The 23,228-nt window shown below is 70.8% G+C and carries 21 protein-coding genes; all 21 read left to right on the top strand.

Features of this window, described 5'->3' with window-relative positions:
- The gene (gene mltG, locus KV394_RS13980; protein WP_247981695.1) at window positions 1–1,620 is read left to right on the top strand and encodes an endolytic transglycosylase MltG; all 1,620 of its coding nucleotides are present in this window, start codon (window positions 1–3) and stop codon (window positions 1,618–1,620) included.
- Between the two features lie 4 nt (window positions 1,621–1,624).
- Window positions 1,625–2,452, top strand: coding sequence for a shikimate dehydrogenase family protein (locus tag KV394_RS13975; RefSeq protein WP_247981694.1), 828 nt, complete (start codon window positions 1,625–1,627; stop codon window positions 2,450–2,452).
- A 52-nt stretch (window positions 2,453–2,504) separates the two neighbouring features.
- Window positions 2,505–3,734 (top strand): chorismate synthase, encoded by a 1,230-nt coding sequence (gene aroC / locus KV394_RS13970; protein WP_247981693.1) that lies wholly within the window; start codon window positions 2,505–2,507, stop codon window positions 3,732–3,734.
- Window positions 3,718–4,236, top strand: coding sequence for a shikimate kinase (locus tag KV394_RS13965; RefSeq protein ID WP_247981692.1), 519 nt, complete (start codon window positions 3,718–3,720; stop codon window positions 4,234–4,236). Before aroC ends, KV394_RS13965 begins: the two co-directional genes overlap by 17 nt.
- On the top strand, window positions 4,233–5,321 hold the full coding sequence (aroB, locus tag KV394_RS13960; protein WP_136044808.1) for a 3-dehydroquinate synthase: 1,089 nt from the start codon (window positions 4,233–4,235) through the stop codon (window positions 5,319–5,321). Before KV394_RS13965 ends, aroB begins: the two co-directional genes overlap by 4 nt.
- On the top strand, window positions 5,318–5,842 hold the full coding sequence (locus KV394_RS13955) for a GNAT family N-acetyltransferase (protein WP_247981691.1): 525 nt from the start codon (window positions 5,318–5,320) through the stop codon (window positions 5,840–5,842). The genes aroB and KV394_RS13955 overlap by 4 nt, the downstream gene beginning before the upstream one ends.
- Window positions 5,839–6,279, top strand: coding sequence for a type II 3-dehydroquinate dehydratase (locus KV394_RS13950; RefSeq protein WP_247981690.1), 441 nt, complete (start codon window positions 5,839–5,841; stop codon window positions 6,277–6,279). Before KV394_RS13955 ends, KV394_RS13950 begins: the two co-directional genes overlap by 4 nt.
- A gap of 104 nt (window positions 6,280–6,383) precedes the next feature.
- On the top strand, window positions 6,384–6,944 hold the full coding sequence (efp, locus tag KV394_RS13945; RefSeq protein WP_136033676.1) for an elongation factor P: 561 nt from the start codon (window positions 6,384–6,386) through the stop codon (window positions 6,942–6,944).
- A gap of 3 nt (window positions 6,945–6,947) precedes the next feature.
- Window positions 6,948–7,358 (top strand): transcription antitermination factor NusB, encoded by a 411-nt coding sequence (nusB, locus tag KV394_RS13940; protein ID WP_136033679.1) that lies wholly within the window; start codon window positions 6,948–6,950, stop codon window positions 7,356–7,358.
- 43 nt (window positions 7,359–7,401) lie between these two features.
- The gene (locus KV394_RS13935) at window positions 7,402–10,362 is read left to right on the top strand and encodes a DEAD/DEAH box helicase (protein ID WP_247981689.1); all 2,961 of its coding nucleotides are present in this window, start codon (window positions 7,402–7,404) and stop codon (window positions 10,360–10,362) included.
- Window positions 10,363–10,441: 79 nt separating this feature from the next.
- Window positions 10,442–12,019, top strand: a complete 1,578-nt coding sequence (locus tag KV394_RS13930; protein WP_136033683.1) for a Rieske 2Fe-2S domain-containing protein — start codon at window positions 10,442–10,444, stop codon at window positions 12,017–12,019.
- 83 nt (window positions 12,020–12,102) lie between these two features.
- Entirely contained in the window at window positions 12,103–12,633 is a 531-nt protein-coding gene (gene pyrR / locus KV394_RS13925; protein WP_136036228.1) for a bifunctional pyr operon transcriptional regulator/uracil phosphoribosyltransferase PyrR, read from the top strand.
- A complete protein-coding gene (locus KV394_RS13920) occupies window positions 12,630–13,595 on the top strand; it encodes an aspartate carbamoyltransferase catalytic subunit (RefSeq protein WP_136033687.1) in 966 nt (321 codons plus the stop codon). Before pyrR ends, KV394_RS13920 begins: the two co-directional genes overlap by 4 nt.
- Complete coding sequence (locus tag KV394_RS13915) at window positions 13,592–14,896, top strand: dihydroorotase (protein ID WP_247981688.1); 1,305 nt, start codon at window positions 13,592–13,594, stop codon at window positions 14,894–14,896. Before KV394_RS13920 ends, KV394_RS13915 begins: the two co-directional genes overlap by 4 nt.
- Window positions 14,893–15,405 carry a PH-like domain-containing protein gene (locus KV394_RS13910; protein ID WP_136033690.1) on the top strand — a complete coding sequence of 171 codons (513 nt, stop codon included), beginning with the start codon at window positions 14,893–14,895 and terminating at the stop codon, window positions 15,403–15,405. Before KV394_RS13915 ends, KV394_RS13910 begins: the two co-directional genes overlap by 4 nt.
- Entirely contained in the window at window positions 15,402–16,580 is a 1,179-nt protein-coding gene (carA, locus tag KV394_RS13905; RefSeq protein WP_136033692.1) for a glutamine-hydrolyzing carbamoyl-phosphate synthase small subunit, read from the top strand. The genes KV394_RS13910 and carA overlap by 4 nt, the downstream gene beginning before the upstream one ends.
- A complete protein-coding gene (carB, locus tag KV394_RS13900) occupies window positions 16,580–19,867 on the top strand; it encodes a carbamoyl-phosphate synthase large subunit (protein WP_247981687.1) in 3,288 nt (1,095 codons plus the stop codon). The genes carA and carB overlap by 1 nt, the downstream gene beginning before the upstream one ends.
- Window positions 19,864–20,709: an orotidine-5'-phosphate decarboxylase gene (gene pyrF, locus KV394_RS13895; RefSeq protein ID WP_206251229.1), complete on the top strand. Its 846-nt coding sequence runs from the start codon at window positions 19,864–19,866 to the stop codon at window positions 20,707–20,709. Before carB ends, pyrF begins: the two co-directional genes overlap by 4 nt.
- Window positions 20,702–21,613, top strand: coding sequence for a guanylate kinase (gene gmk, locus KV394_RS13890; protein WP_247981686.1), 912 nt, complete (start codon window positions 20,702–20,704; stop codon window positions 21,611–21,613). The genes pyrF and gmk overlap by 8 nt, the downstream gene beginning before the upstream one ends.
- A gap of 68 nt (window positions 21,614–21,681) precedes the next feature.
- On the top strand, window positions 21,682–21,936 hold the full coding sequence (gene rpoZ, locus KV394_RS13885; RefSeq protein WP_025103490.1) for a DNA-directed RNA polymerase subunit omega: 255 nt from the start codon (window positions 21,682–21,684) through the stop codon (window positions 21,934–21,936).
- A gap of 89 nt (window positions 21,937–22,025) precedes the next feature.
- Complete coding sequence (metK, locus tag KV394_RS13880) at window positions 22,026–23,219, top strand: methionine adenosyltransferase (protein ID WP_136033699.1); 1,194 nt, start codon at window positions 22,026–22,028, stop codon at window positions 23,217–23,219.
- Window positions 23,220–23,228: the final 9 nt, after the last annotated feature.

The raw sequence follows: 23,228 nt of genomic DNA, 5'->3' as shown, positions 1-23,228 counted from the left end.
ATGTCCGAACGCGATAGCGCTTCGCCACCGCACGACACCGACGCGCGCTTGGGCGACCTCTTCGAGAACCTGCCGGCTCCGGCGCCGCAGGTCCCGACGGCCGACACGAGCGGCCCCGTGCCAGGCTCGCGCCGCGCCGCTCGTGAGGCCGCGCGGCGAGCCGCTCGTCAGCAGCAGGCGGGGGAGCCGTCGCTCGACCAGTCCGGTACCGCGCCCGCGCCCGCTGCGTCCGGGTCCGCTGACTCCGCGTCGGACGCGCGCCCCGCACGGGTCGCGCCGCGCGCGGAGGATCGGGCATCGGCCGCCGCCGAACCCGTGTCCGCGGCAGAGCCGTCCCGTGCTCCGGAGACGACGGCCGTCCCCATCGCCCGTGGCTCGCGTGAGACGTTCATCGAGCACGACGCGGATGCGACGCGGCCGCTGCCCCGTGTCTCCGCACCGGCAGCCGCCTCGACCGCGCGGACCTCTCCCGTCGAGCCCGCCGTCGGCGGCGGGCTCGACGACCTGTTCGTGTCGGGTGACGACGACCACCGCGGGCCGGGCGCGCCGAAGAAGAAGCGCCGCAAGGGCTGCCTGATCGCCCTCATCGTCGTCCTCGCCATCATCGGCGGCATCGTGGCCGGCGGCGCCTGGGCGTGGAGCACCTACGGTGAGCGGATCAGCGACGCCATGGGCTGGGGAGACGCGAAGGACTGGGAGCCGGGGCTCGCGACCGGCGAGGTGTATGTCACCATCAAGTCGGGCGACACCGGCCAGCCGGTCTCGGCAGCGCTCCACGAGGCGGGCGTGACCAAGACCGCCGATGTCTTCTACGACTACCTCATCGACGAGGGCATCGCCGTCACGTTCTATCCCGGCGTCTACCGCCTGCAGAAGAAGATGACGGCCGAGGCTGCCCTCGCCGCCCTCCAGGACAAGGAGAACAAGCTCGAGAACACCGTCTCGGTGTCGGAGGGCGGCACGATCAAGTCCTCGCTCCCGGCGATGGCGGAGACGCTCGGGCTGCCGCTCGCGGACTTCGAGGCCGCGGTCGCCGATCCGTCCGTCTACGGCGTCCAGGCGCAGAGCCTGGAGGGGTGGCTGTTCCCCGCCGTGTACACGTTCGATCCCGGCGTCACGGCGACGCAGGCCATCCAGCAGATGGTGGATCGTACGCGGGAGGCGCTCGACGCGGCCGGCGTGCCCGCGGACGACGCGCAGCGCGTGCTGACGATCGCCTCGATCATCCAGCGCGAGGGTCGCACGGACGACTTCGCCAAGGTGTCGCGTGTGATCGAGAACCGCCTGGCGATCGACATGAAGCTGCAGATGGACTCGACTGCGCAGTATGGCTACGGCTCGCTGCACGAGGGCGTGGTGTCGAGCTCCGCAGAAGCGCTCGAGGACCCGAACCCCTGGAACACCTACGTGAACACCGGGCTGCCGGTCACACCGATCGCGAGTCCGAGCGAGGCGGCCATCAAGGCGGCCATGCAGCCCGCCGACGGTCCATGGCTGTACTTCGTCACGGTGAACCTCTCCACCGGGGAGACGCAGTTCTCGGAGACGCTCGCCGAACACGAGCAGGGCGTGGAGAAGTGGCGCGAGTGGTGCAGGGCGAACCCCGACGGGGGCTGCTGAGGCCGTGACGTCGACCCGACTCGCGGTCTGGGGCGACCCGATCGCGCACTCCCGGTCGCCCGAGCTGCATGCCGCGGCCTACCGCGTGCTGGGCCTGGACTGGGAGTATGGACGCCGGCGGGTGGCGGCCGACGACTTCGCGGCTGCCGTGCGTGGTCTCGACCCCTCGTGGCGTGGGCTGTCGCTCACGATGCCCCTGAAGGAGGAGGCGTACCGGTTCGCCGCGGCGCGCGACGGGCACGCGGAACTCACGGGCGCGGTCAACACCCTCCTCCTCGGCTCCACCCCGGCGGGCTTCAACACGGATGTGGGGGGCATCGTCGACGCGCTGGCGGAGGCGGGGATCACCACCGCGGACACCGCGCGGCTCCTGGGAGCAGGAGCCACGGCAGCCTCGGCACTCGTGGCCCTCGCCGACATGGGGGTGTCGCGCGTGGACGTCCGGGCTCGTCGACCCGAGCGGGCATCGGCTCTGGTGGCGCTGGGGGAGCGTCTCTCGGTGGTCGTCTCCGCGCACCCGCTCGCGGACGCCGATGCCGGGTCGCGGCCGGGCCGGGTGGACCTGACCGTGGCGACGCTGCCGTCCGGCACGATCCTGCCCTCCGCGGTGACAGAACCCCTGGCCGCTCGGGGCGGTGCGCTGTTCGATGCCGCGTACGCGCCGTGGCCATCGTCGCTCGCCGCGGCGTGGGGCGACGGCACGGTCGTGTCGGGGCTGGGGATGCTGCTGCACCAGGCTGTGCGACAGATCCGCATCTTCCACCACGGCGATCCGGCCGCGCCCCTCCCGGCCGAGACGGACGTGATCGCCGCCATGCGCGCAGCGCTCTGACCCGCGACGACACGCGGCGCGGCGGACGCGAAACGCATGGGAGACTGGAGCAATGCTCCGCGTGCTCACGGCCGGCGAATCACACGGCCCAGAACTCATCGCCGTCATGGAGGGTCTGCCTTCCGGCGTCCCGGTGTCGTCCGAGGCCATCCAGGCCGATCTCGCGCGTCGCAAGCTGGGCTACGGCCGCGGCTCGCGCATGAAGTTCGAGCAGGACGAGCTCACGATCTCGGGCGGGGTCCGGCACGGCAAGACGCTCGGCAGCCCCATCGCGCTCCGCATCGGCAACACGGAGTGGCCGAAGTGGATCGAGGTCATGAACCCGGAGCCCGTCGAGCTCACCGACCGGTCGCGCGGTCGCGGTGCACCTCTGACCCGCCCGCGGCCCGGCCACGCGGATCTGGTCGGGATGCAGAAGTACGACTTCGACGAGGCTCGTCCGATCCTCGAGCGTGCGAGCGCGCGGGAGACCGCGGCACGGGTCGCGCTCGGCGCGATCGCGCGGTCGTTCCTGTCCGAACTGGGCATCCGCCTGGTCAGCCACACGCTGTCGATCGGCCCGGTCCGGGTGCCGGACGGGGCACCGCTTCCCACGCCGGATGACGTCGCCGCACTCGACGCCGATCCGCTGCGCTGCTTCGACCGGGCGACGTCCGCACTGATGGTCGCCGAGGTCGACGATGCGAAGAAGGACGGCGACACCCTGGGCGGCATCGTCGAGGTGCTGGCGTACGGCCTTCCGCCCGGGCTCGGGTCCCACGTGCACTGGGACCGGCGCCTCGACGCCCGTCTCGCGCAGGCGCTCATGAGCATCCAGGCCATCAAGGGGGTCGAGGTCGGCGACGGCTTCGAGACCACTCGGCGTCGCGGGTCGGCAGCCCACGACGAGCTCTTCGCCGCCGCCGGGGGCATCACCCGCGGTTCGGACCGCGCGGGCGGCACCGAGGGCGGGATGTCCACGGGCACGGTGCTGCGCGTCAGGGCCGGCATGAAGCCGATCGCGACCGTCCCGCATGCGCTCCGCACGATCGACGTGGCGACGGGGGAGGACGCGACAGCGCACCACCAGCGCTCCGACGTGTGCGCCGTGCCGGCCGCCGGTGTGGTGGCCGAGGCGATGGTCGCGATCGAGCTCGCCCGGGCCGTGCTGGAGAAGTTCGGCGGAGACAGCATCCGCGAGACACGGCGCAACCTGGCGGGATACCTCGACGGCATCCCCGATGAGCTGCGCACAGCACCCGCGTCCGAGGCGGCGCTCGTCGCGCATGACGAACGCGGCTGATCCGCTGTCGGTGGTACTGGTCGGCCCGATGGCGTCGGGCAAGACCAGCGTCGGTCGACGGGTCGCTCGACGACTCGGGGTGGGTTTCATCGACACCGACAAGCGGATCGTCGCGGCGCACGGCCCCATCCCCGCCCTGTTCGCCGAGCACGGGGAGGCGCACTTCCGCGACCTCGAGCGGGCGGCGGTCGCGCAGGCGCTGAGCGAGGGCGGCGTGATCTCCCTCGGCGGCGGCGCCGTGACGGACGCCGACACCCGGCGCCTGCTGCACGGCCACCCGGTGGTGTTCCTCACGGTGAGCGAGGACGCGGTGGCCGACCGGCTCCGCGGCGGCACGAGGCCGCTGCTGGCCGGCGACGACCCCGTCGAGCGGTGGAAGCGGATCTTCGCGGAGCGGCGCGAGTGGTACGAGGAGGTCGCGTCGATCTCGTTCGACACCTCGCGACGGCCGATGCAGCGCATCGCGGACGAGATCGTGGCATGGAGGAGAGAACAGAGATGAGCACGACCACCATCGGCGTCACCGGCGCCGACCCCTACGACATCGCGATCGGGCGCGGCATCCTCGACAGCGTCTCGGCAGCCCTCGCCCCCGGCGTGCGGAAGGTGCTCGTGGTGCACCCGCCGACCCTCGCGAACCGTGCGGCGGAGCTTCGTGACCGCCTCCTCGCCGACACCGCCGACGGCCCGCGCGAGGTGCTGCTGGCCGAGATCCCCGATGCCGAGCAGGGCAAGCGCATCGAGGTGGCCGCCTTCTGCTGGCAGATCATGGGCCAGGCCGACTTCACCAGGACCGACGCGGTCGTCGGCTACGGCGGAGGGGCCGTGACGGACCTCGCCGGGTTCGTGGCGGCGACCTGGCTGCGCGGCGTGCAGGTGGTGCACGTGCCCACGACGGTCCTCGGGCTCGTGGATGCCGCGGTGGGAGGCAAGACCGGCGTGAACACGGCCGAGGGCAAGAACCTCGTCGGCGCGTTCTGGGCGCCCCGTGCGGTGATCGGAGACCTCGACGAGCTCGGCAGCCTGAGCCCGAACGAGGCGACGGCCGGTTTCGCCGAGGTCGTGAAGGCCGGCTTCATCTGGGCACCGGAGATCCTGGACATCGTGGAGGCGGATCCGGCGCGGGCGGTCGACACGACCACGGATGAGTTCCGCCGGGCCGTGGAGCTCGCGGTCGGCATGAAGGCGCAGGTCGTGTCGGACGACTTCCGTGAGTCGGGTCTGCGGGAGATCCTCAACTACGGGCACACGCTGGGCCACGCGATCGAGCACGCCGAGCGCTACCGCTGGCGGCACGGCGCGGCGATCTCGGTGGGCATGCTGTACGCCGCGGAGCTGTCGCGGCTGGCCGGCAGGCTCTCGGATGCGGCTGCCGAGAGGCACCGGTCGATCCTGGAGTCCCTGGGCCTTCCCACGTCGTATCGCGCCGGCGCGTGGCCGCAGCTGCTGGCGACGATGCAGCGCGACAAGAAGAGCCGCGGCGGGATGCTGCGCTTCATCCTGCTCGACGACATCGCGAAGCCCACCGTGCTGCAGGCACCCGACGAGTCGCTGCTGTTCGCCGCCTACCAGGAGGTGGGCGAGTGAGCGTCCACGTGCGTCGCGTCGAAGCCGGGGAATGGCCGCAGGTGAAGGCGCTGCGGTTGCGCGCCCTGGCCGATCCGGCCGCCCCGATCGCGTTCCTCGACACCGTGGTACATGCGAGCGGCCAGCCCGACCGTTTCTGGCAGGAGCGCACCGTGAACGCGGCCGAGCCGTCGTCGGCTGCGCAGTTCGTCGCGGTGACCGATGCGGGGGAGTGGGTGGGCACCGCCACCGTGCTGCCGCACCGCGAGCGACCCGAGGCCGGACTCGTCGTCGGCGTCTACGTCGCGGACGAGCACCGGGGCTCCGGCGTGATCGACGCTCTGCTCGACACGGCGGCGGCCTGGGCCCTCGAGCAGGGTCTGGCCGCGCTCGAGCTGGAGGTGCACGTCGACAACGACCGGGCGCAGGCCGTGTACGCGCGCGCCGGGTTCGCACGGACCGGGGAGATCGAGACGACGGGCTTCGGTCGGGAGTGGGTTCTGCGGCGTGAGCTCGCCGGGTCGGAGGGCGTGAGGGCATGAGCATCGAGCGTCGGCTGCTGCTGGTCAACGGCCCCAACCTCAACCTCCTCGGGACGCGGGAGCCCGACATCTACGGCACCGCGACCCTCACGGACGTCGAGCGGATCACGACCGAGACCGCGGTCGAGGCCGGTTTCGCGGTGCGGGCGGTGCAGAGCAACCATGAGGGCGTGCTCATCGACGCCATCCAGGCCGCGCGCGCCGACTGCATCGGGATCATCATCAACCCGGGCGGCCTGACGCACACCTCGGTGGTGCTGCGCGATGCGCTGACCGGGGTGGGCTTGCCATTCGCGGAGGTGCACATCTCCGACGTGTACGCGCGGGAGGAGTTCCGCCATCACTCGTTCCTGCACGATGTGGCCGCGGTGCGCGTGATCGGGCGCGGTGTCGACGGCTATGCCGACGCGGTGCGGGAGCTGGCCGCTCTTCTCTGACCCCCGGCCAGAGGCGGGCGCACGCGGGGCGTGCGTGATCATCCCGTAGAATCGACTGTCGGCCGACTCCGGCCCCACGGACTCACGAACGGAACCTTCAGCGCATGGCATCCACCGCAGACATCAAGAACGGCGTCGTCCTCAGCATCGACGGGCAGCTCTGGAGCGTCATCGAGTTCCAGCACGTGAAGCCCGGCAAGGGTGGCGCGTTCGTCCGCACCAAGCTGAAGAACGTCGTGTCGGGCAAGGTCGTCGACCGCACGTACAACGCGGGCGCGAAGATCGAGATCGAGAACGTCGACCGCCGTGACTACACCTACCTGTACACCGACGGCGACGGCTTCGTGTTCATGGACCAGACCGACTTCGACCAGATCACGCTTCCGGCGGCGACGGTCGGCGACGCGAAGAACTTCCTGCTCGAGAACCAGCAGGTCACGATCGCCCTCAACAACGGCAACCCTCTCTACATCGATCTGCCGGCGTCCGTGATCCTCGAGGTCACATACACCGAGCCCGGCCTGCAGGGCGACCGCTCGTCGGCCGGCACCAAGCCCGCGACCCTCGAGACCGGGTATGAGATCCAGGTGCCTCTGTTCCTGGAGACCGGCACGAAGGTCAAGGTCGACACCCGCACGGGTGACTACCTCGGCCGCGAGAAGTAAGGCGTGAGCGCCCGCACGAAGGCGCGCAAGCGCGCTCTCGACATCCTGTTCTCCGCCGACGTCCGCGGCGACGACCTCGCGATCGCGCTGGCGGCCGAGGCCAAGCGCGCGGCGAGCGAGCCCGCTCGCGAGGCCTCCTGGCTGTACGCCAGGGAGATCGTCGACGGCATCATCGACCAGCGCGACGAGATCGACGAGCAGATCACCACGCACAGCCGCGACTGGAAGCTCGAGCGGATGCCTGCGGTCGACCGGGCGCTGCTGCGCATCGGCGTCTGGGAGATCCTGTACAACGACGAGGTGCCCACCGCCGTCGCGATCGACGAGGCCGTGGAGCTGGCGAAGGAGTTCTCGACCGACGACTCCGGTCCGTTCGTGCACGGCGTGCTCGCCCGGGTGGCTCGCGCCGCCTGAGCGCACCGGCGCCGGTGTCCGTGGCCTCGGAGAGGATCGGGGTATGACCGTTCCCTCCGATGCCGCGCGCGACGACGGCGCGCCGTCCGACTGGCGGTCGATCCTCGGTGCGGCGATCCCGGCCGAGCCGCGGACCGCGCTCGCGCTGGGCGTCGAGCTCCGGGTGCGCGATTCCCGTGGTGCGAACCCCTGGGCCGCGCGACCCCAGCGCACCGCGACGCCGCGCGACGTGGCGAAAGGGACCGGTGAGCTGCTGCTCGGCATCCGTCCCCTCCAGCGCAGCGCCGCGACCGGCGCGTGGGTGCTCGGCGCCGCCACCTGGGACGCGGTTCGTCGCGCGCCGGACGAATACGGACGTGAGCGCTCTCGATGGTTCGCCGATCTGCTCAGCATCGCCAGAGACAGTCTGCTGTCCGGCACGGCGGGCGACTGGCTGGTCGCGGACCTGATCGAGTCGAGCCTGCTGTGGGGGCACCTCAGGGTGGCCGGCGCACTCGGCATCCCCCTGGTCGCGACGCAGAAGTCCACGACCGTGGCGATCGCGGAGTCCGCGTCGGTCGAGGCCACCGTGGCTCGGGCCGACGACGGGACGCTGGTGGTGCGTCCTGCCATTACGCTCGACGGACGCGCGGTCGAGCCCGACTCCGTGCATCCGATCGGTCGAACGGGGCTCTACGCGGTCGACCAGTCGGGGGCGCGGCTGCACGTGACGCTCGCGGAGTCTCCGGTGGCCGAACCGCTGCGACCCCTCCTCCTCGCGCCGGGCGGCCTCACCGTGGCGGCGGCCGACGAGGAGGTGTTCCTCCGCGACGCCTACCCGGTGCTGGCACGGCGGGTACCGACCCGTGGGCTCGGACGGGTGCGGCTTCCGGAGCTGCCCGCGCCGCAGCCCGTGCTGCGCCTCTCGTTCCGCCGCGGGGACACGGTGGCCTACGCGTTCGAGTGGGACTACCGCGGCTTCGGGCGCGTGCCGTTCGCCCCCGGACCGCAGGCGGTGCGGGATCTGCGGGCGGAGAGTGCGGCGGGGCACGACCTCGCCGCGCGGTGGGCCGAGCTGATCGGGGAGCCGTTCGCCGCGGAGGGGGCCTTCCACGACGTCGAGGCGGCGGAGTTCGTCACCAGGGCCGTGCCGGCGCTGGAGGCGCAGGGCGTGACCGTGGTCGTCGACGGTCGCCGGAAGACGTATCGCGAACTGTCGGGCGAGCCCGAGATCACCGTGAGCACGGTCGAGTCCACCGATCCGGACTGGTTCGACCTGGGCGTGCTGGTGCGCATCGACGGGCGCACGATCCCGTTCGAGCCGCTGTTCACCGCGATGAGCAGGGGTCGCAGGAAGCTCCTGCTCGTCGACGGCACCTACTTCTCGCTGAACCATCCGGCGCTCGATCGACTCCGTGAGCTGATCGACGAGGCGGGCGACCTCGACGAATGGGAGACGGGGCCGCGCCTCAGCCGCCACCAGATCGACCTGTGGGAGGAGTTCGAGGACCTCGCGGACGAGGCCGTGCCCGCCGTGAGCTGGCGCGCGACGGCCGACGGCCTGCGCGGCGCGGCGGGGGTGCCCCCGGTCCCGGTGCCGTCCGGCGTCCGGGCGCAGTTGCGGCCGTATCAGCAGCAGGGGCTCGACTGGCTGGCGTTCCTGTGGGGGCACCGGCTGGGCGGCATCCTCGCCGACGACATGGGCCTCGGCAAGACGCTGCAGCTGCTCGCGCTCGTCGCTCACACCCGCGAGGCGGGAGCGACGCGCCCCTTCCTCGTGGTCGTCCCGACCTCGGTGCTGCCGACGTGGCTGAGCGAGGCCGCGAAGTTCACCCCGGGGCTCCGCGTCGCCGCCAGGTCCACCTCGTCCGGGCCGTCGCTGTCGACGGTCGCCGCGGGCGCGGACCTGGTGGTCACCACGTACGCGGTCGCGCGGATCGACGCGGAGGCCTTCGCCGGGGTGACCTGGGCCGGCCTGATCCTCGACGAGGCGCAGTTCGTGAAGAACCCGGCCACCAAGCTGCACCGCGCCGTCGCGAGGTTTCCCGCCGATGTGACGTTCGCGGTGACGGGCACCCCGCTCGAGAACAGTCTCAGCGAGCTGTGGGCGCTGCTGAAGCTCACCGCTCCCGGGCTCTTCGCGTCGGCGCGGAAGTTCCGGGAGCAGTACATCCAGCCGATCGAGCAGGGCAAGGTCCCGGAGAACGCGGAGGGCGGCGAGTACCGCGCGCGTCGCCTGGCCCGCCTCCGCCGGCGGATCCGGCCGCTGCTGCTGCGGCGCACGAAGGAGCTGGTGGCGGCCGACCTCCCTCCGAAGCAGGAGCAGGTGCTCGAGGTGGAGCTCAGCGCGGCGCACCGGTCGCTGTACGAGACGGTGCTGCAGCGGGAGCGCCAGAAGGTGCTGGGGCTCCTCGAGGACCTCGACCGCAACCGTTTCATCGTGTTCCGTTCGCTCACGCTGCTGCGGATGCTCAGCCTCGCACCAGGACTGGTCGACCCCGCCGACGCCCGGATCGGCTCGCGCAAGCTCGACGTGCTGCTGGAACGCGTGGTCGAGCTCCAGGCGGAGGGCCACCGCGCCCTGGTGTTCAGCCAGTTCACGTCCTTCCTCGACCTCGCGGCGGAGCGACTCGCGGCTGCCGGGATCCCCTACGCCCACCTCGACGGTGCGACGCGGCGACGGGATGCCGTGGTCGAGGGCTTCCGGACGGGCGAGCAGCCGGTCTTCCTGATCAGCCTGAAGGCGGGCGGGTTCGGTCTGACGCTCACCGAGGCCGACTACGTGTTCCTCCTCGACCCGTGGTGGAACCCGGCCGCCGAGGCGCAGGCCGTCGACCGCACGCATCGCATCGGCCAGCCGAGCCAGGTGTTCGTCTACCGGATGATCGCGACCGGCACGATCGAGGAGAAAGTGCTCGCCCTGCAGCGGCGCAAGGCCCGGCTCTTCACCGCCGTGCTCGACGACGATGCCCTGTTCGCGCAGTCGCTCTCGGCCGACGACATCCGCGGGCTCTTCGAGGCCTGAGGGTTATCTCCGGCTCGTCCGACCGGTCGCCCAGGGACACCTCGGTACAATCGAACGGTTCATCTTCGAGAGGAATGCAATGCGGATCACGGGACTCGGCCACGCCGGGATGTTCATCGAGACGGTCGGCGGGAACATCATCTGCGACCCGGTCCTCGGGCCCTCGTTCTTCGGCTCCTGGTTCCCGTTCCCCGACAACCGCGCGCTCGACTGGGAGCGATTCGGCCGCGAGGCGGACTTCCTGTACATCTCGCACCGGCACCGCGACCACTTCGACCCCGCCCTCCTGGAGCGGTACATCCGCAAGGACATCGAGGTGCTGCTGCCGGAGTATCCGATCGACGACCTGGAGCAGGACATCCGGGCGCTCGGGTACACGAACATCACCTACGCGCCCGCGGGCGAGATCATCCAGCGCGGTGATCTCAAGCTGATGATCACGCCATTGCGGGCGCCGAGCGACGGCCCGATCGGCGACTCCTCGCTGAGCGTCGACGACGGCACGGGCTCGATGCTCAACCAGAACGACTCGCACCCTCTCGACCTCGAGAAGCTGCTGCACTTCGGCAAGCCGGATGCCTATTTCACGCAGGTCTCCGGCGCGATCTGGTGGCCGATGGTGTACGACCTGCCGCTCGACGCGAAGCAGAACTTCGCCCGGCTCAAGCGCGAGGCCCAGAACAAGCGGGCGATGTACTACATCGACAAGGTCGACGCCCCGCACGTGTTCCCGATGGCCGGTCCGCCGATGTTCCTGCGCGACGACCTGTTCGACTTCAACGGCACGGGCCGCAACGGCGAGTCGATCTTCACGGATCAGAAGCAGTTCCTGGCGCATATGAAGGAGCTGTCGCCGCAGTACGACGGCCAGCTGTTCATCCCCGGCACGGTCGTCACGATCGACGGCGGCGAGGTCACGACCGCGCAGACCCTGTACACCGAGGCCGAGATCAGCCGCATGTTCGACGACAAGTGGGACTACCTGGAGGAGCAGCGGGCGTCGCGACAGCAAGAGATCCGCGACGAGGAGGCTTCCCGCGCGGAGATCATCCCGCCCGCCGAGATGCTCGAGGCCCTCAAGAACTGGTGGGAGCCGCTGCTGAAGAAGTCGCGCACGATCCGACTCGGCGTGGGCGGCCACGTGCGGTTCCGCATCGGCGAGCTCGACATGGTGGTGGACTTCCCGCGTGCCAAGGTCCGCGAGTACGCGGGGGAGGAGTGCGTCTACTGGTACACGATCCCCGCCGACCTCGTCTCGACCAACATCCGCGATCACGAGATCGACTGGTCGAACTCGATCTTCCTGTCGATGCAGTTCTCCGTGGGCCGCAGCGGCAAGTTCAACGAGTTCCTCACCACGTTCCTCAAGTGCCTGTCGGTGGACCGCATCGAGTACGTCGAGAACTGGTACCAGGAGCAGACCGACCAGACCGAAGACGCCGAGGTGGGCGACTGGGTGGTGCAGCGCCGGTGTCCGCACCTGCGCGCCGACCTGACCCGCACCGGCTCGGTCGACGAGGACGGCGTCCTGACGTGCAGCATGCACGACTGGAAGTGGGATCTGAAGACGGGGCGGTGCCTCTCCACGAGCGGCCACCCGATCCGCGCCCGCAAGATCGACGACGTCACCGACGCCGTGCTCCAGGAGGCGAGCTGAGCGGACGCGGTCTCCCGCTCCGATAGACTGACATCGCAAGCAACCTTTAACACCGTCCTGTGAGGCGGAGAAGGGAGCGGCTGATGAGCGTGCGCACTGTGCTGCACCAAGCCGACATCTCACGAGCGCTGACCCGGATCGCGCACGAGATCCTCGAGTCGAATCGAGGCGCCGACGGCCTCGTCCTCCTCGGGATCCCGACCCGCGGCGTCACCCTGGGGCATCGCCTCGGCACCCTGATCAGTGAGATCGCGCAGGTCTCCGTCCCCGTCGGCTCGCTCGACGTCACGCTCTTCCGTGACGATCTGGCCAAGCACCCTACGCGGTCCCCGCAGCCGACCGAGATCCCGGCCGGCGGCATCGATGGGAAGACCGTGGTGCTGGTCGACGACGTCCTCTTCTCCGGTCGCAGCATCCGTGCCGCGCTGGACGCCATCCAGTCGATCGGCCGCCCGAGCGCCGTGCGCCTGGCGATCCTCGTCGACCGCGGTCACCGCGAACTCCCGATCCGACCCGACTTCGTCGGCAAGAACATCCCGTCCGCCCGCACCGAGCGCGTGAACGTCCGTCTGTTCGAGACGGACGGCGCCGAGGAGGTGACCATCGGCGAATGAGGCACCTCCTGGACACCCGCACCCTCGACCGCGCCACGGCGCTGCGCATCCTCGATGTCGCGGAGGACATGTCGGACACGCAGTCGCGCGAGGTCAAGAAGCTCCCGACGCTGCGTGGCAAGACGGTCGTCAACCTCTTCTTCGAGGACTCGACCCGCACCCGGATCTCGTTCGAGGCCGCGGCCAAGCGGCTCTCCGCCGACGTGATCAACTTCGCCGCGAAGGGCTCCAGCGTCTCCAAGGGCGAGAGCCTCAAGGACACGGCGCAGACCCTGGAGGCGATCGGCGCCGATGCGGTCGTCGTCCGTCACCCCGGCTCGGGCGCCCCGCAGACCCTCGCGACGAGCGGTTGGATCTCTGCGGGCGTCGTCAACGCGGGTGATGGCACGCACGAGCACCCGACGCAGGCGCTGCTTGACGCGTTCACGATCCGCAAGCGCCGCTATGGCGCGGACAGCCGTGGACGCGACCTGACCGGGCTCCGCGTCACGATCGTCGGCGACGTGCTGCACTCGCGGGTCGCGCGCTCGAACGTGTGGCTGCTGACGACCCTGGGCGCCGAGGTCACGTTGGTCTCGCCGCCGACGCTGGTGCCGCAGAACGTGTCGCTCTGGCCGGTCCGGGTCGTCTACGACCTCGACGAGGCGCTGGCGGCCGGGCCGGACGCGGTCATGATGCTGCGGATCCAGCTGGAGCGCATGAACGCCGCGTATTTCCCGACTGAGCGGGAGTATTCGCGCCGGTGGGGGCTGGACGCACGGCGTGTGGCCGCTCTTCCGGCCGGTAGCATTGTGATGCACCCCGGACCCATGAACCGGGGACTGGAGATCTCCTCCGAAGCAGCCGATTCCCCCCGCTCGACGGTGCTGGAACAGGTCTCGAACGGGGTCTCCGTGCGGATGGCTGTGCTGTACCTGCTGCTGGCGGGCGAACGAGACGACGAACGAGGGGGAGACCTGTGAGCGAGACCCTCGTCATCACCGGTGCACGGCTGCTCGGCGCGGAGAGCGCCGACCTGATCATCGAGGACGGCCGGATCGCCGAGATCGGCTCCGGGCTCAGCCGTGGCGGCGCGCGCGTGATCGATGCCGCCGGCCTCATCGCCCTGCCGGGGCTGGTCGACCTGCACACGCATCTGCGCGAGCCCGGATACGAGGCGTCGGAGACGATCCTCAGCGGCACGCGCGCGGCGGCGGCCGGTGGCTTCACGGCCGTCTTCGCGATGCCGAACACGTCGCCCGTGGCCGACACGGCCGGCGTCGTCGAGCAGGAGCTGGCCCTCGGCGAGGCTGCGGGTTACGCCACGGTGCAGCCGATCGGCGCGGTCACGGTGGGCCAGAAGGGCGAGCGCCTCGCCGAGCTCGGCGCCATGGCGACCTCGCGTGCGCAGGTGCGGGTGTTCAGCGATGACGGCTTCTGCGTGTGGGACCCGCTGATCATGCGCCGCGCATTGGAGTACGTGAAGTCGTTCGGCGGTGTGATCGCCCAGCATGCCCAGGACCCCCGCCTGACCGAGGGCGCCCAGATGAACGAGGGCACCGTCTCGGCGGAGCTCGGCCTCACGGGCTGGCCCGCGGTCGCCGAGGAGTCGATCATCGCGCGTGACGTGCTTCTCGCCGAGCACGTCGGCTCGCGCCTGCATGTGTGCCACCTGTCGACGGCCGGCTCGGTCGACATCATCCGCTGGGCCAAGAAGCGCGGCGTGAACGTGACGGCGGAGGTCACTCCGCACCACCTACTGCTCACCGACGAACTCGTCCGCGGTTATGACGCGCGGTTCAAGGTCAACCCGCCGCTGCGCCGCGAGGAGGATGTCCTCGCGGTGCGGGAGGGCCTCGCCGACGGCACGATCGACATCGTCGCGACCGATCACGCCCCGCACCCGAGCGAGCACAAGGCGTGCGAATGGCCGGCGGCCGCGAACGGCATGGTGGGGCTCGAGAGCGCACTGCGCGTCGTGCACCAGGCCATGGTGCAGACGGGCCTGCTCGACTGGTCGGACGTGGCCCGCGTGATGAGCGCGGCACCCGCGCGCATCGGCGGTCTGGCCGGGCACGGCACCCCGCTCGAGGTCGGGCAGCCGGCGCAGCTCGCGCTGTACGACGCGGCGGTCGACGGCGTGTTCACCGAGGCGGACCTGCGCGGACGCAGCACGAACTCGCCGTACCTCGGCCGCGAACTGCCGGGCCGCGTGCAGTACACCCTGCACGGCGGCGTGCTGACCGTCGACGGCGGAGCTGTCGTCGAGGAGCTCGGCGCATGAGCGCACGGGACCTCGCGGTCGCGATCCTGATCGCCCTCGCGCTGCTGGTGCTGCTCGCGATGCTGTTCGCCTGGCGACGACGAGTGCGGCGCGATGCCGCGTTCACCGCGCCCCTCGGTGTGCCGGAGCACGCGGAGGTGATGCGCCGCGACGAGGTGCTGTACGTGTCGACGACGACGCACGAGCAGCCCCTCGAACGCGTGGCCATCACGCCGCTCGCCTTCCGGGCCCGTGGGGAGCTGGCGGTGACCGACCGCGGTGTCGCGCTGGCCCTCGACGGCGCCCCCACGGTCTTCCTCGCGCGCGACCAGCTCGTCGCGGTCGACCGGGCCACCGTCACGATCGACCGCGTGGTCGAACCGGGCGGCCTCGTCCGCATCGCGTGGCGCGTCGCCGACACGACGATCGTGGACAGCTACCTCCGGCTCACCGGCGGCGATCCCCAGAACCTCATCTCCGACCTGCAGCGGCTCGTCCCCGCTGCACCCGACACAGGAGCAACGTCATGACCAACCAGACATCCTCCCCGGCGGACTCCCCGTCCCGCCTGCCCGATCCCGCCGTGCTCGTCCTCGAGGACGGCACCCGTCACGCCGGTCGCGCGTACGGCGCCCGCGGCCGCACCCTCGGCGAGGTCGTGTTCGCCACCGGCATGTCGGGATATCAAGAGACCATCACCGACCCCTCGTACGCGGGTCAGATCGTGCTGCAGACGGCGCCGCACATCGGCAACACCGGCATGAACGACGAGGACACTGAGTCGCGCCGCATCTGGGTCGCCGGCTACATCGTCCGCGACCCCTCGCGCGTGGTCTCGAACTGGCGGGCCAACGCCTCCCTCGACGACGTCCTGGTGGAGGACGGCATCGTCGGCATCAGCGGCATCGACACCCGCGCGGTCACGCGCCACATCCGGTCCGCCGGATCCATGCGCGGCGGCATCTTCTCGGGCGACGACGCCGCTCTCGACGCGGAAGAGCAGCTGCGCATCGTGCGGGAGGCCCCCGAGATGACCGGACTCAACCTGTCGGCGCAGGTCTCGGTCGAGAGCGCGACCGTGACCCCGGCGGTGGGGGAGCGCATCGGCAACCTCGCCGTGCTCGACCTCGGCGTGAAGCAGGCGACGATCGACAACCTCGCCGCCCGCGGGTTCGACGTGCACGTGCTCCCGCAGGACGTGAGCATCGACGACATCCGGGCGATCGAGCCGGTGGCGGTGTTCTACTCCAACGGCCCGGGCGACCCGGCCGCCTCGGGCGACCACGTGGAGCTGCTGCGCGCCGTGCTGGACGACGGACTGCCCTTCTTCGGGATCTGCTTCGGCAACCAGCTGCTCGGCCGTGCCCTCGGACTCGGCACCTACAAGCTGCCGTTCGGCCACCGCGGCATCAACCAGCCCGTGCTCGACAAGCAGACGGGCAAGGTCGAGATCACGGCCCACAACCACGGCTTCGCGGTCGAGGCGCCCCTGGAGGGCTCCTTCGACAGCCCGCACGGCTACGGCAAGGTCGAGGTCAGCCACGTCGGCCTCAACGACAACGTCGTGGAGGGTCTGCGCGCCCTCGACATCCCGGCGTTCTCGGTGCAGTACCACCCCGAGGCCGCGGCCGGTCCGCACGACGCCAACTACCTCTTCGACCGCTTCCGCGACATGGTCATCGCGAACAAGAAGGACGCCCAGTAATGCCCAAGCGCGACGACATCTCCTCCGTCCTCGTCATCGGCTCCGGCCCGATCGTCATCGGCCAGGCCTGCGAGTTCGACTACTCCGGCACCCAGGCGTGCCGCGTGCTGCGCGAAGAGGGGGTCAGGGTCATCCTGGTCAACTCCAACCCGGCCACCATCATGACCGACCCCGACTTCGCCGACGCGACCTACATCGAGCCGATCACCCCGGCCGTGATCGAGACGATCATCGCCAAGGAGAAGCCCGACGCGATCCTGCCGACCCTCGGCGGCCAGACCGCCCTCAACGCGGCCATGGCGCTGCACGAGCAGGGGATCCTCGAGAAGTACGGCGTCGAGTTGATCGGCGCCAAGGTCGACGCCATCCGCAAGGGCGAGGACCGCCAGATCTTCAAGGAGCTCGTGCTGGAGGCCGGCGCCGACGTCGCCCGCAGCGTGATCGCGCACACCATGGACGACCTGCTCGCCGGCGCCGCAGAGCTCGGCTATCCGCTCGTCGTGCGGCCGTCGTTCACGATGGGCGGCCTGGGTTCCGGCTTCGCGTACGACGAAGAGGACCTGCGGCGCATCGGCGGTGCGGGTCTGCGCGACTCGCCCACCACCGAGGTGCTCCTGGAGGAGTCGATCCTCGGGTGGAAGGAGTACGAGCTCGAGCTCATGCGCGACACCGCCGACAACACGGTGGTCGTGTGCTCGATCGAGAACGTCGACCCGGTCGGCGTGCACACGGGCGACTCCATCACGGTCGCGCCCGCGCTGACCCTCACCGACCGCGAATACCAGAAGCTGCGCGACATCGGCATCGACATCATCCGCGCGGTCGGCGTCGACACCGGCGGGTGCAACATCCAGTTCGCGGTGAACCCGGAGAACGGGCGCATCATCGTCATCGAGATGAACCCGCGCGTGTCGCGGTCCAGCGCCCTGGCGTCGAAGGCCACCGGCTTCCCGATCGCCAAGCTGGCCGCCAAGCTCGCCCTCGGCTACCGCCTCGCCGAGATCCCGAACGACATCACCGGCGTCACCCCGGCCAGCTTCGAGCCCACGCTCGACTACGTCGTCGTCAAGGTGCCGCGCTTCGCGTTCGAGAAGTTCCCGGCCGCCGACGCCACCCTCACCACCACCATGAAGTCGGTGGGCGAGGCGATGGCGATCGGCCGCAACTACGCGACCGCGCTGCAGAAGGCGCTGCGTTCGCTCGAGAAGCGCGGCTCCAGCTTCCACTGGGGCGACGAGCCGCGCAGCGTCGAAGAGCTGCTGGAGGTCGCCAAGACCCCGACCGACGGCCGCATCGTGACGCTGCAGCAGGCGCTGCGCAAGGGTGCGACCATCGAGCAGGCGTTCGAGGCGACGGCGATGGACCCGTGGTTCCTCGACCAGATCGTGCTCATCAACGAGGTCGCCGAGGTGGTGCGCACGGCCCCCGAGCTCGACGCGGCGACCCTGCGCTACGCGAAGGAGCACGGCTTCTCCGACGCGCAGCTCGCCCAGCTGCGCGGCGAGACCGAGGCGGAGATCCGCGGCGTGCGCCACGGCCTCGGTATCCGGCCGGTGTACAAGACGGTCGACACGTGCGCCGGGGAATTCCCCGCGCTCACGCCGTACCACTACTCCAGCTACGACGCGGAGACCGAGGTGGAGCCCTCCGACCGCACCAAGGTCGTGATCATCGGCTCGGGCCCGAACCGCATCGGGCAGGGCGTCGAGTTCGACTACTCGTGCGTGCACGCCTCGTTCGCGCTGTCGGACGCCGGGTTCGAGACCGTCATGGTCAACTGCAACCCCGAGACCGTCTCCACCGACTACGACACGTCCGACCGGCTCTACTTCGAGCCGCTGACCCTGGAGGACGTCCTGGAGGTGCTCGACGCGGAGGCCGCGAGCGGCACCATTCTCGGCGTGGTCTGCCAGCTCGGCGGCCAGACGCCGCTCGGGCTCGCGAAGGGCATCGAAGCCGCGGGATACACCGTGCTCGGCACCAGCCCCGAGGCGATCGACCTGGCGGAGGAGCGCGAGCTCTTCTCGCGCCTGCTCGACGACGCCGGGCTGCTCGCGCCGCGCAACGGCACGGCGATCGACGTCGAGGGCGCCGTGCGCATCGCGGAGGAGATCGGCTACCCGGTGCTCGTGCGCCCCAGCTTCGTGCTCGGCGGACGCGGCATGGAGATCGTCTACGGCACCGACGCGCTGCGCGACTACTTCGTCCGCACGGCCGGGGAGGTCGTGATCGAGGAGGGCAAGCCCCTCCTGGTCGACCGCTTCCTGGACGACGCGATCGAGCTCGACGTGGATGCGCTCTACGACGGCACCGACCTGTTCATCGGCGGGGTCATGGAGCACCTGGAGGAGGCCGGCATCCACTCCGGTGACTCCAGCTGCACGCTGCCGCCGGTTTCGCTCGGCCGCAGCGACGTCGACCGGGTGCGCGAGGCCACGCTCAAGATCGCCGAGGGCGTCGGCGTCCGGGGCCTGCTGAACGTGCAGTTCGCGATCAGCGCCGGCGTGCTCTACGTGATCGAGGCCAACCCGCGCGCGAGCCGCACCGTTCCGTTCGTGTCGAAGGCGCTCGGCATCCCGATGGCGAAGGCCGCGAGCCGCATCATGGCCGGCTCCACCATCGCCGAGCTGCGGGCCGAGGGCATGCTGCCGGAGCAGGACGGCTCCCGGGTGCCGCTGGACGCCCCGGTCTCGGTCAAGGAGGCCGTGCTGCCGTTCAAGCGGTTCCGCACGGCCGACGGCAAGACGGTCGACTCGGTCCTGGGCCCGGAGATGCGCTCGACCGGTGAGGTCATGGGCATCGATCGCGACTTCCCGACCGCGTTCGCGAAGAGCCAGGCCGCGGCGTACGGCGGGATGCCGACCTCCGGCACCGTCTTCATCTCGGTCGCCGACTCCGACAAGCGTGCGGTGATCCTCCCGGCCCACCGGCTGCAGCAGCTCGGCTTCACGATCGTGGCGACCGAGGGCACGGCGGAGATCCTGTCGCGCAACGGCATCGCGGTGACCGTGGTCGAGAAGTACAGCGAGACGCAGGAGTCCGGAGCGCGCAACATCGTCGACCTGATCAACGACGGGGAGATCGACATCGTCGTGAACACGCCGTCCGGTGGGGCGGCGCGCGCGGACGGCTACGAGATCCGCGCGGCCGCCGTCGCCGCCGACAAGGCGCTGTTCACCACCATCGCGGTGCTGGGTGCCGCGGTGAGCGGCATGGACGCGGCCGACGAGGGCTTCCAGGTGAAGAGCCTGCAGGAGTACGCGCTCGACCGGGCGGCCGCGGTATGACCGCACGCTTCGGAGAGCGGGTCCGCGCGGCGCTGGACGCGCACGGACCGCTCTGCGTCGGCATCGACCCCCACGCCGCCCTGCTCGCGGCGTGGGGGCTCTCCGCCGACGCCGCCGGGGTGCGGGAGTTCGGGCTGCGTACCGTCGCCGCCGCGCAGGATCACGTCGGCGTCGTGAAGCCGCAGGTGTCGTTCTTCGAGCGCTACGGATCCGCCGGGATCGCCGCACTGGAGGACGTGGTCTCCGCGGCGCGGACGGCGGGGCTGCTGGTGATCGCCGACGCCAAGCGCGGAGACATCGGGTCGACGATGGACGACTACGCGCAGGCGTGGCTCGCTCCGGGGACGCCGCTGGAGGCCGACGCGCTCACCGTGAGTCCCTACCTCGGCGTGGGCGCTCTCGGCGGCGCGTTCGCGCTGGCGGACGAGCACGGCAAGGGCCTGTTCGTCCTCGCGGCGACGAGCAACCCGGAGGCCGCCGACCTCCAGCGCGCGCGGACCGCGTCGGGCGAGACCGTGTCGGCGGCGGTCGTCGCCGAGGTCTCGGCGCGCAACGCGACGAGCACCCCGGCGGGGGAGTGGGGCAGCTTCGGCTTCGTGATCGGTGCCACGCTCGACCTCGCCGCGACCGGGATCGACGCGATCAGCCCGGCGGCGCCGATCCTCGCGCCCGGCTTCGGTGCGCAGGGGGCCGAGCCGGCGGACCTCGGGCGGCGCTTCGGCTCGCTGTCGCCCACCGTGCTCGCGAGCGAGAGCCGCAGCATCCTCTCCGCGGGTCCCGACGACCTGGCCGAGACCATCGCCCGACGTGCCGCCCAGTACCGCGAGGTGACCCGTGCCTGACACCAACCGCACCGTTCCCGAGGTCGACAGGGCGGCCGCCGCCCGCCGTGCGGTCGAGCGCCGCCGGGCCCGCGCCTCGCTCAAGCGCGACCTGACGATGCGTGTCGTGACGCCGCAGGCCGTGCTGCGACGCGCGACCGCCGACCCGGACTCCGTCGAGGGCTCGCTGCGCATCACCGACTTCCTCCTGGCCCTCCCGGCCATCGGTGCCGGCAAGCGCGACCGCGTGCTGGAGGAGCTGCGTATCTCCCCGGTGAAGCGGCTCGGCGGCCTCGGAGCGCGTCAACGACGTGTCCTGGAGGAGTGGCTCGACGGCCGGTTCCCGCCGGCCACGCCGCGCGAGGCCCGCAGTCGCCTGCTGGTGCTGGCCGGGCCGACCGCGGTGGGCAAGGGCACCGTCGCGGCGCACATCCGGGACAACAACCCCGAGATCCACCTGTCGGTGTCGGCGACGACCAGGGCGCCGCGTCCCGGCGAGATCGACGGCGTGCACTATTACTTCGTCGACGACGCGGAGTTCGACCGCCTGATCGCCGACGGCGAGCTGCTGGAGTACGCCGTGGTGCACAACCGCTCGCGCTACGGCACCCCGCGCGCTCCGATCGATGCGGCGCTGGCCGAGGGCAAGACGGTGCTGCTCGAGATCGACCTGCAGGGCGCACGGCAGGTGCGCGCCGCGGAGCCCTCGGCGACGCTCATCTTCCTGCTGCCCCCGAGCTGGGACGAGCTGGTGCACCGGCTGGTCGGCCGCGGCACGGAGGACGCGGAGGAGCGGGCGCGGCGACTGCGCACCGCGAAGGTCGAGCTGGCCGCGCAGAACGAGTTCGACCACCTCGTCGTGAACGAGGACGTCGCCACCGCCGCTCGCGAGGTCGTAGACTTGTCTACAAGCTCTGCGCGCTGACGCTTTCCTCGCGCGCCCGCAGCACCGTCTTCGCGACGAACCCCGTCGCCTGATCAGGAGGTCCCCCCATGGCCGGACGCAACAACGGCATCATCGATCCCCCCATCGACAACCTGCTGGAGCGCGTCGACTCCAAGTACGAGCTCGTGATCTACGCGGCCAAGCGCGCACGCCAGATCAACGACTACTACTCCGACCTCCACGAGGGCAACCTGTTCGACAACGTCGGTCCGCTCGTGGACTCGTCCGTCGAGGACAAGCCGCTGACCATCGCGCTGCACGAGATCAACGAGGACAAGCTCCGCCTGCGTCACGCGGAGTGACTCGACGACCGCGCCGCCGCTTCGACGGTGGCGCGGTCCAGAATGGGTGCCACACCCTCCCCCCCGTCCGTCCCCGTTCTGGAGCATCGATGAGCGCGCTGCGTCTGTTCACGTCCGAGTCCGTCACCGAAGGGCACCCGGACAAGATCTGCGACCAGATCTCGGACAGCATCCTCGACGGCCTGCTCGCGAAGGACCCGGGGTCCCGTGTCGCCGTCGAGACGCTCGTCACGACCGGGCTGGTGCACGTCGCCGGAGAGATCCGCACCGACGCCTACGTCGACATCCCGACGATCGTGCGCCAGGTGGTCAACGGCATCGGCTACACGTCGTCCGACACCGGATTCGACGGGGACTCCTGCGGCGTGAGCGTCTCCGTCGGGGAGCAGTCCACCGACATCGCCCACGGCGTCGACAACGCCCAGGAGCACCGTGACGGCACGTCGGTCGATCCGCTCGACGGCCTCGGAGCCGGCGATCAGGGCATCATGTTCGGCTTCGCGACGAACGAGACGCCACAGCTCATGCCGATGGCCGCGTGGACGGCGCACCGCATCGCCGAACGCCTGACCGAGGTGCGCCGCAGCGGCCTGCTGCCGTATCTCCGCCCCGACGGCAAGACCCAGGTCACGCTCGGGTACGACGGCTTCACCCCGAAGACGATCGACGCGGTCGTGCTCTCCACGCAGCATCACCCCGACATCTCGCAGGACGAGCTCAAGGCGCAGGTGCGCGAGCACGTGATCGACCCCGTCCTGGCGACCACGGGCCTCGCGCTCGACGACGTGACCTACTACATCAACCCCGCCGGTCCGTTCGTGACGGGCGGGCCGAAGGGCGACGCGGGCCTCACCGGACGCAAGATCATCATCGACACGTACGGCGGTGCCGCGCGTCACGGTGGCGGCGCGTTCAGCGGCAAGGACCCGTCCAAGGTCGACCGTTCCGGCGCCTACGCCACACGCTGGGTGGCCAAGAACGCCGTGGCGGCGGGACTGGCCGACCGCCTCGAGGTGCAGGTCGCCTATGCGATCGGTGTCGCGCGCCCCGTGGGGCTCTACGTCGAGACGTTCGGCACCGGCCGGGTGTCGGACGAGGTCATCACGCGCGCGATCGAGGAGGTGTTCGACCTGCGCCCGCAGGCGATCATCGAGCAGCTCGACCTGCTGCGCCCGATCTACGCGCAGACCGCGGCGTACGGCCACTTCGGGCGCGAGCTCCCCGACTTCACCTGGGAGCGCACCGACCGCGCCGACGAGCTGCGCCGCGCTGCCGGGCTCTGAGGGGGCCGA

The sequence above is a fragment of the Microbacterium sufflavum genome (assembly GCF_023101165.1).
In the GTDB taxonomy this organism is placed as follows: Bacteria; Actinomycetota; Actinomycetes; order Actinomycetales; family Microbacteriaceae; genus Microbacterium; species Microbacterium sufflavum.
The sequence above is the reverse complement of the archived record's forward strand: the minus strand, read 5'-3'. Positions and strand labels throughout refer to the sequence as shown.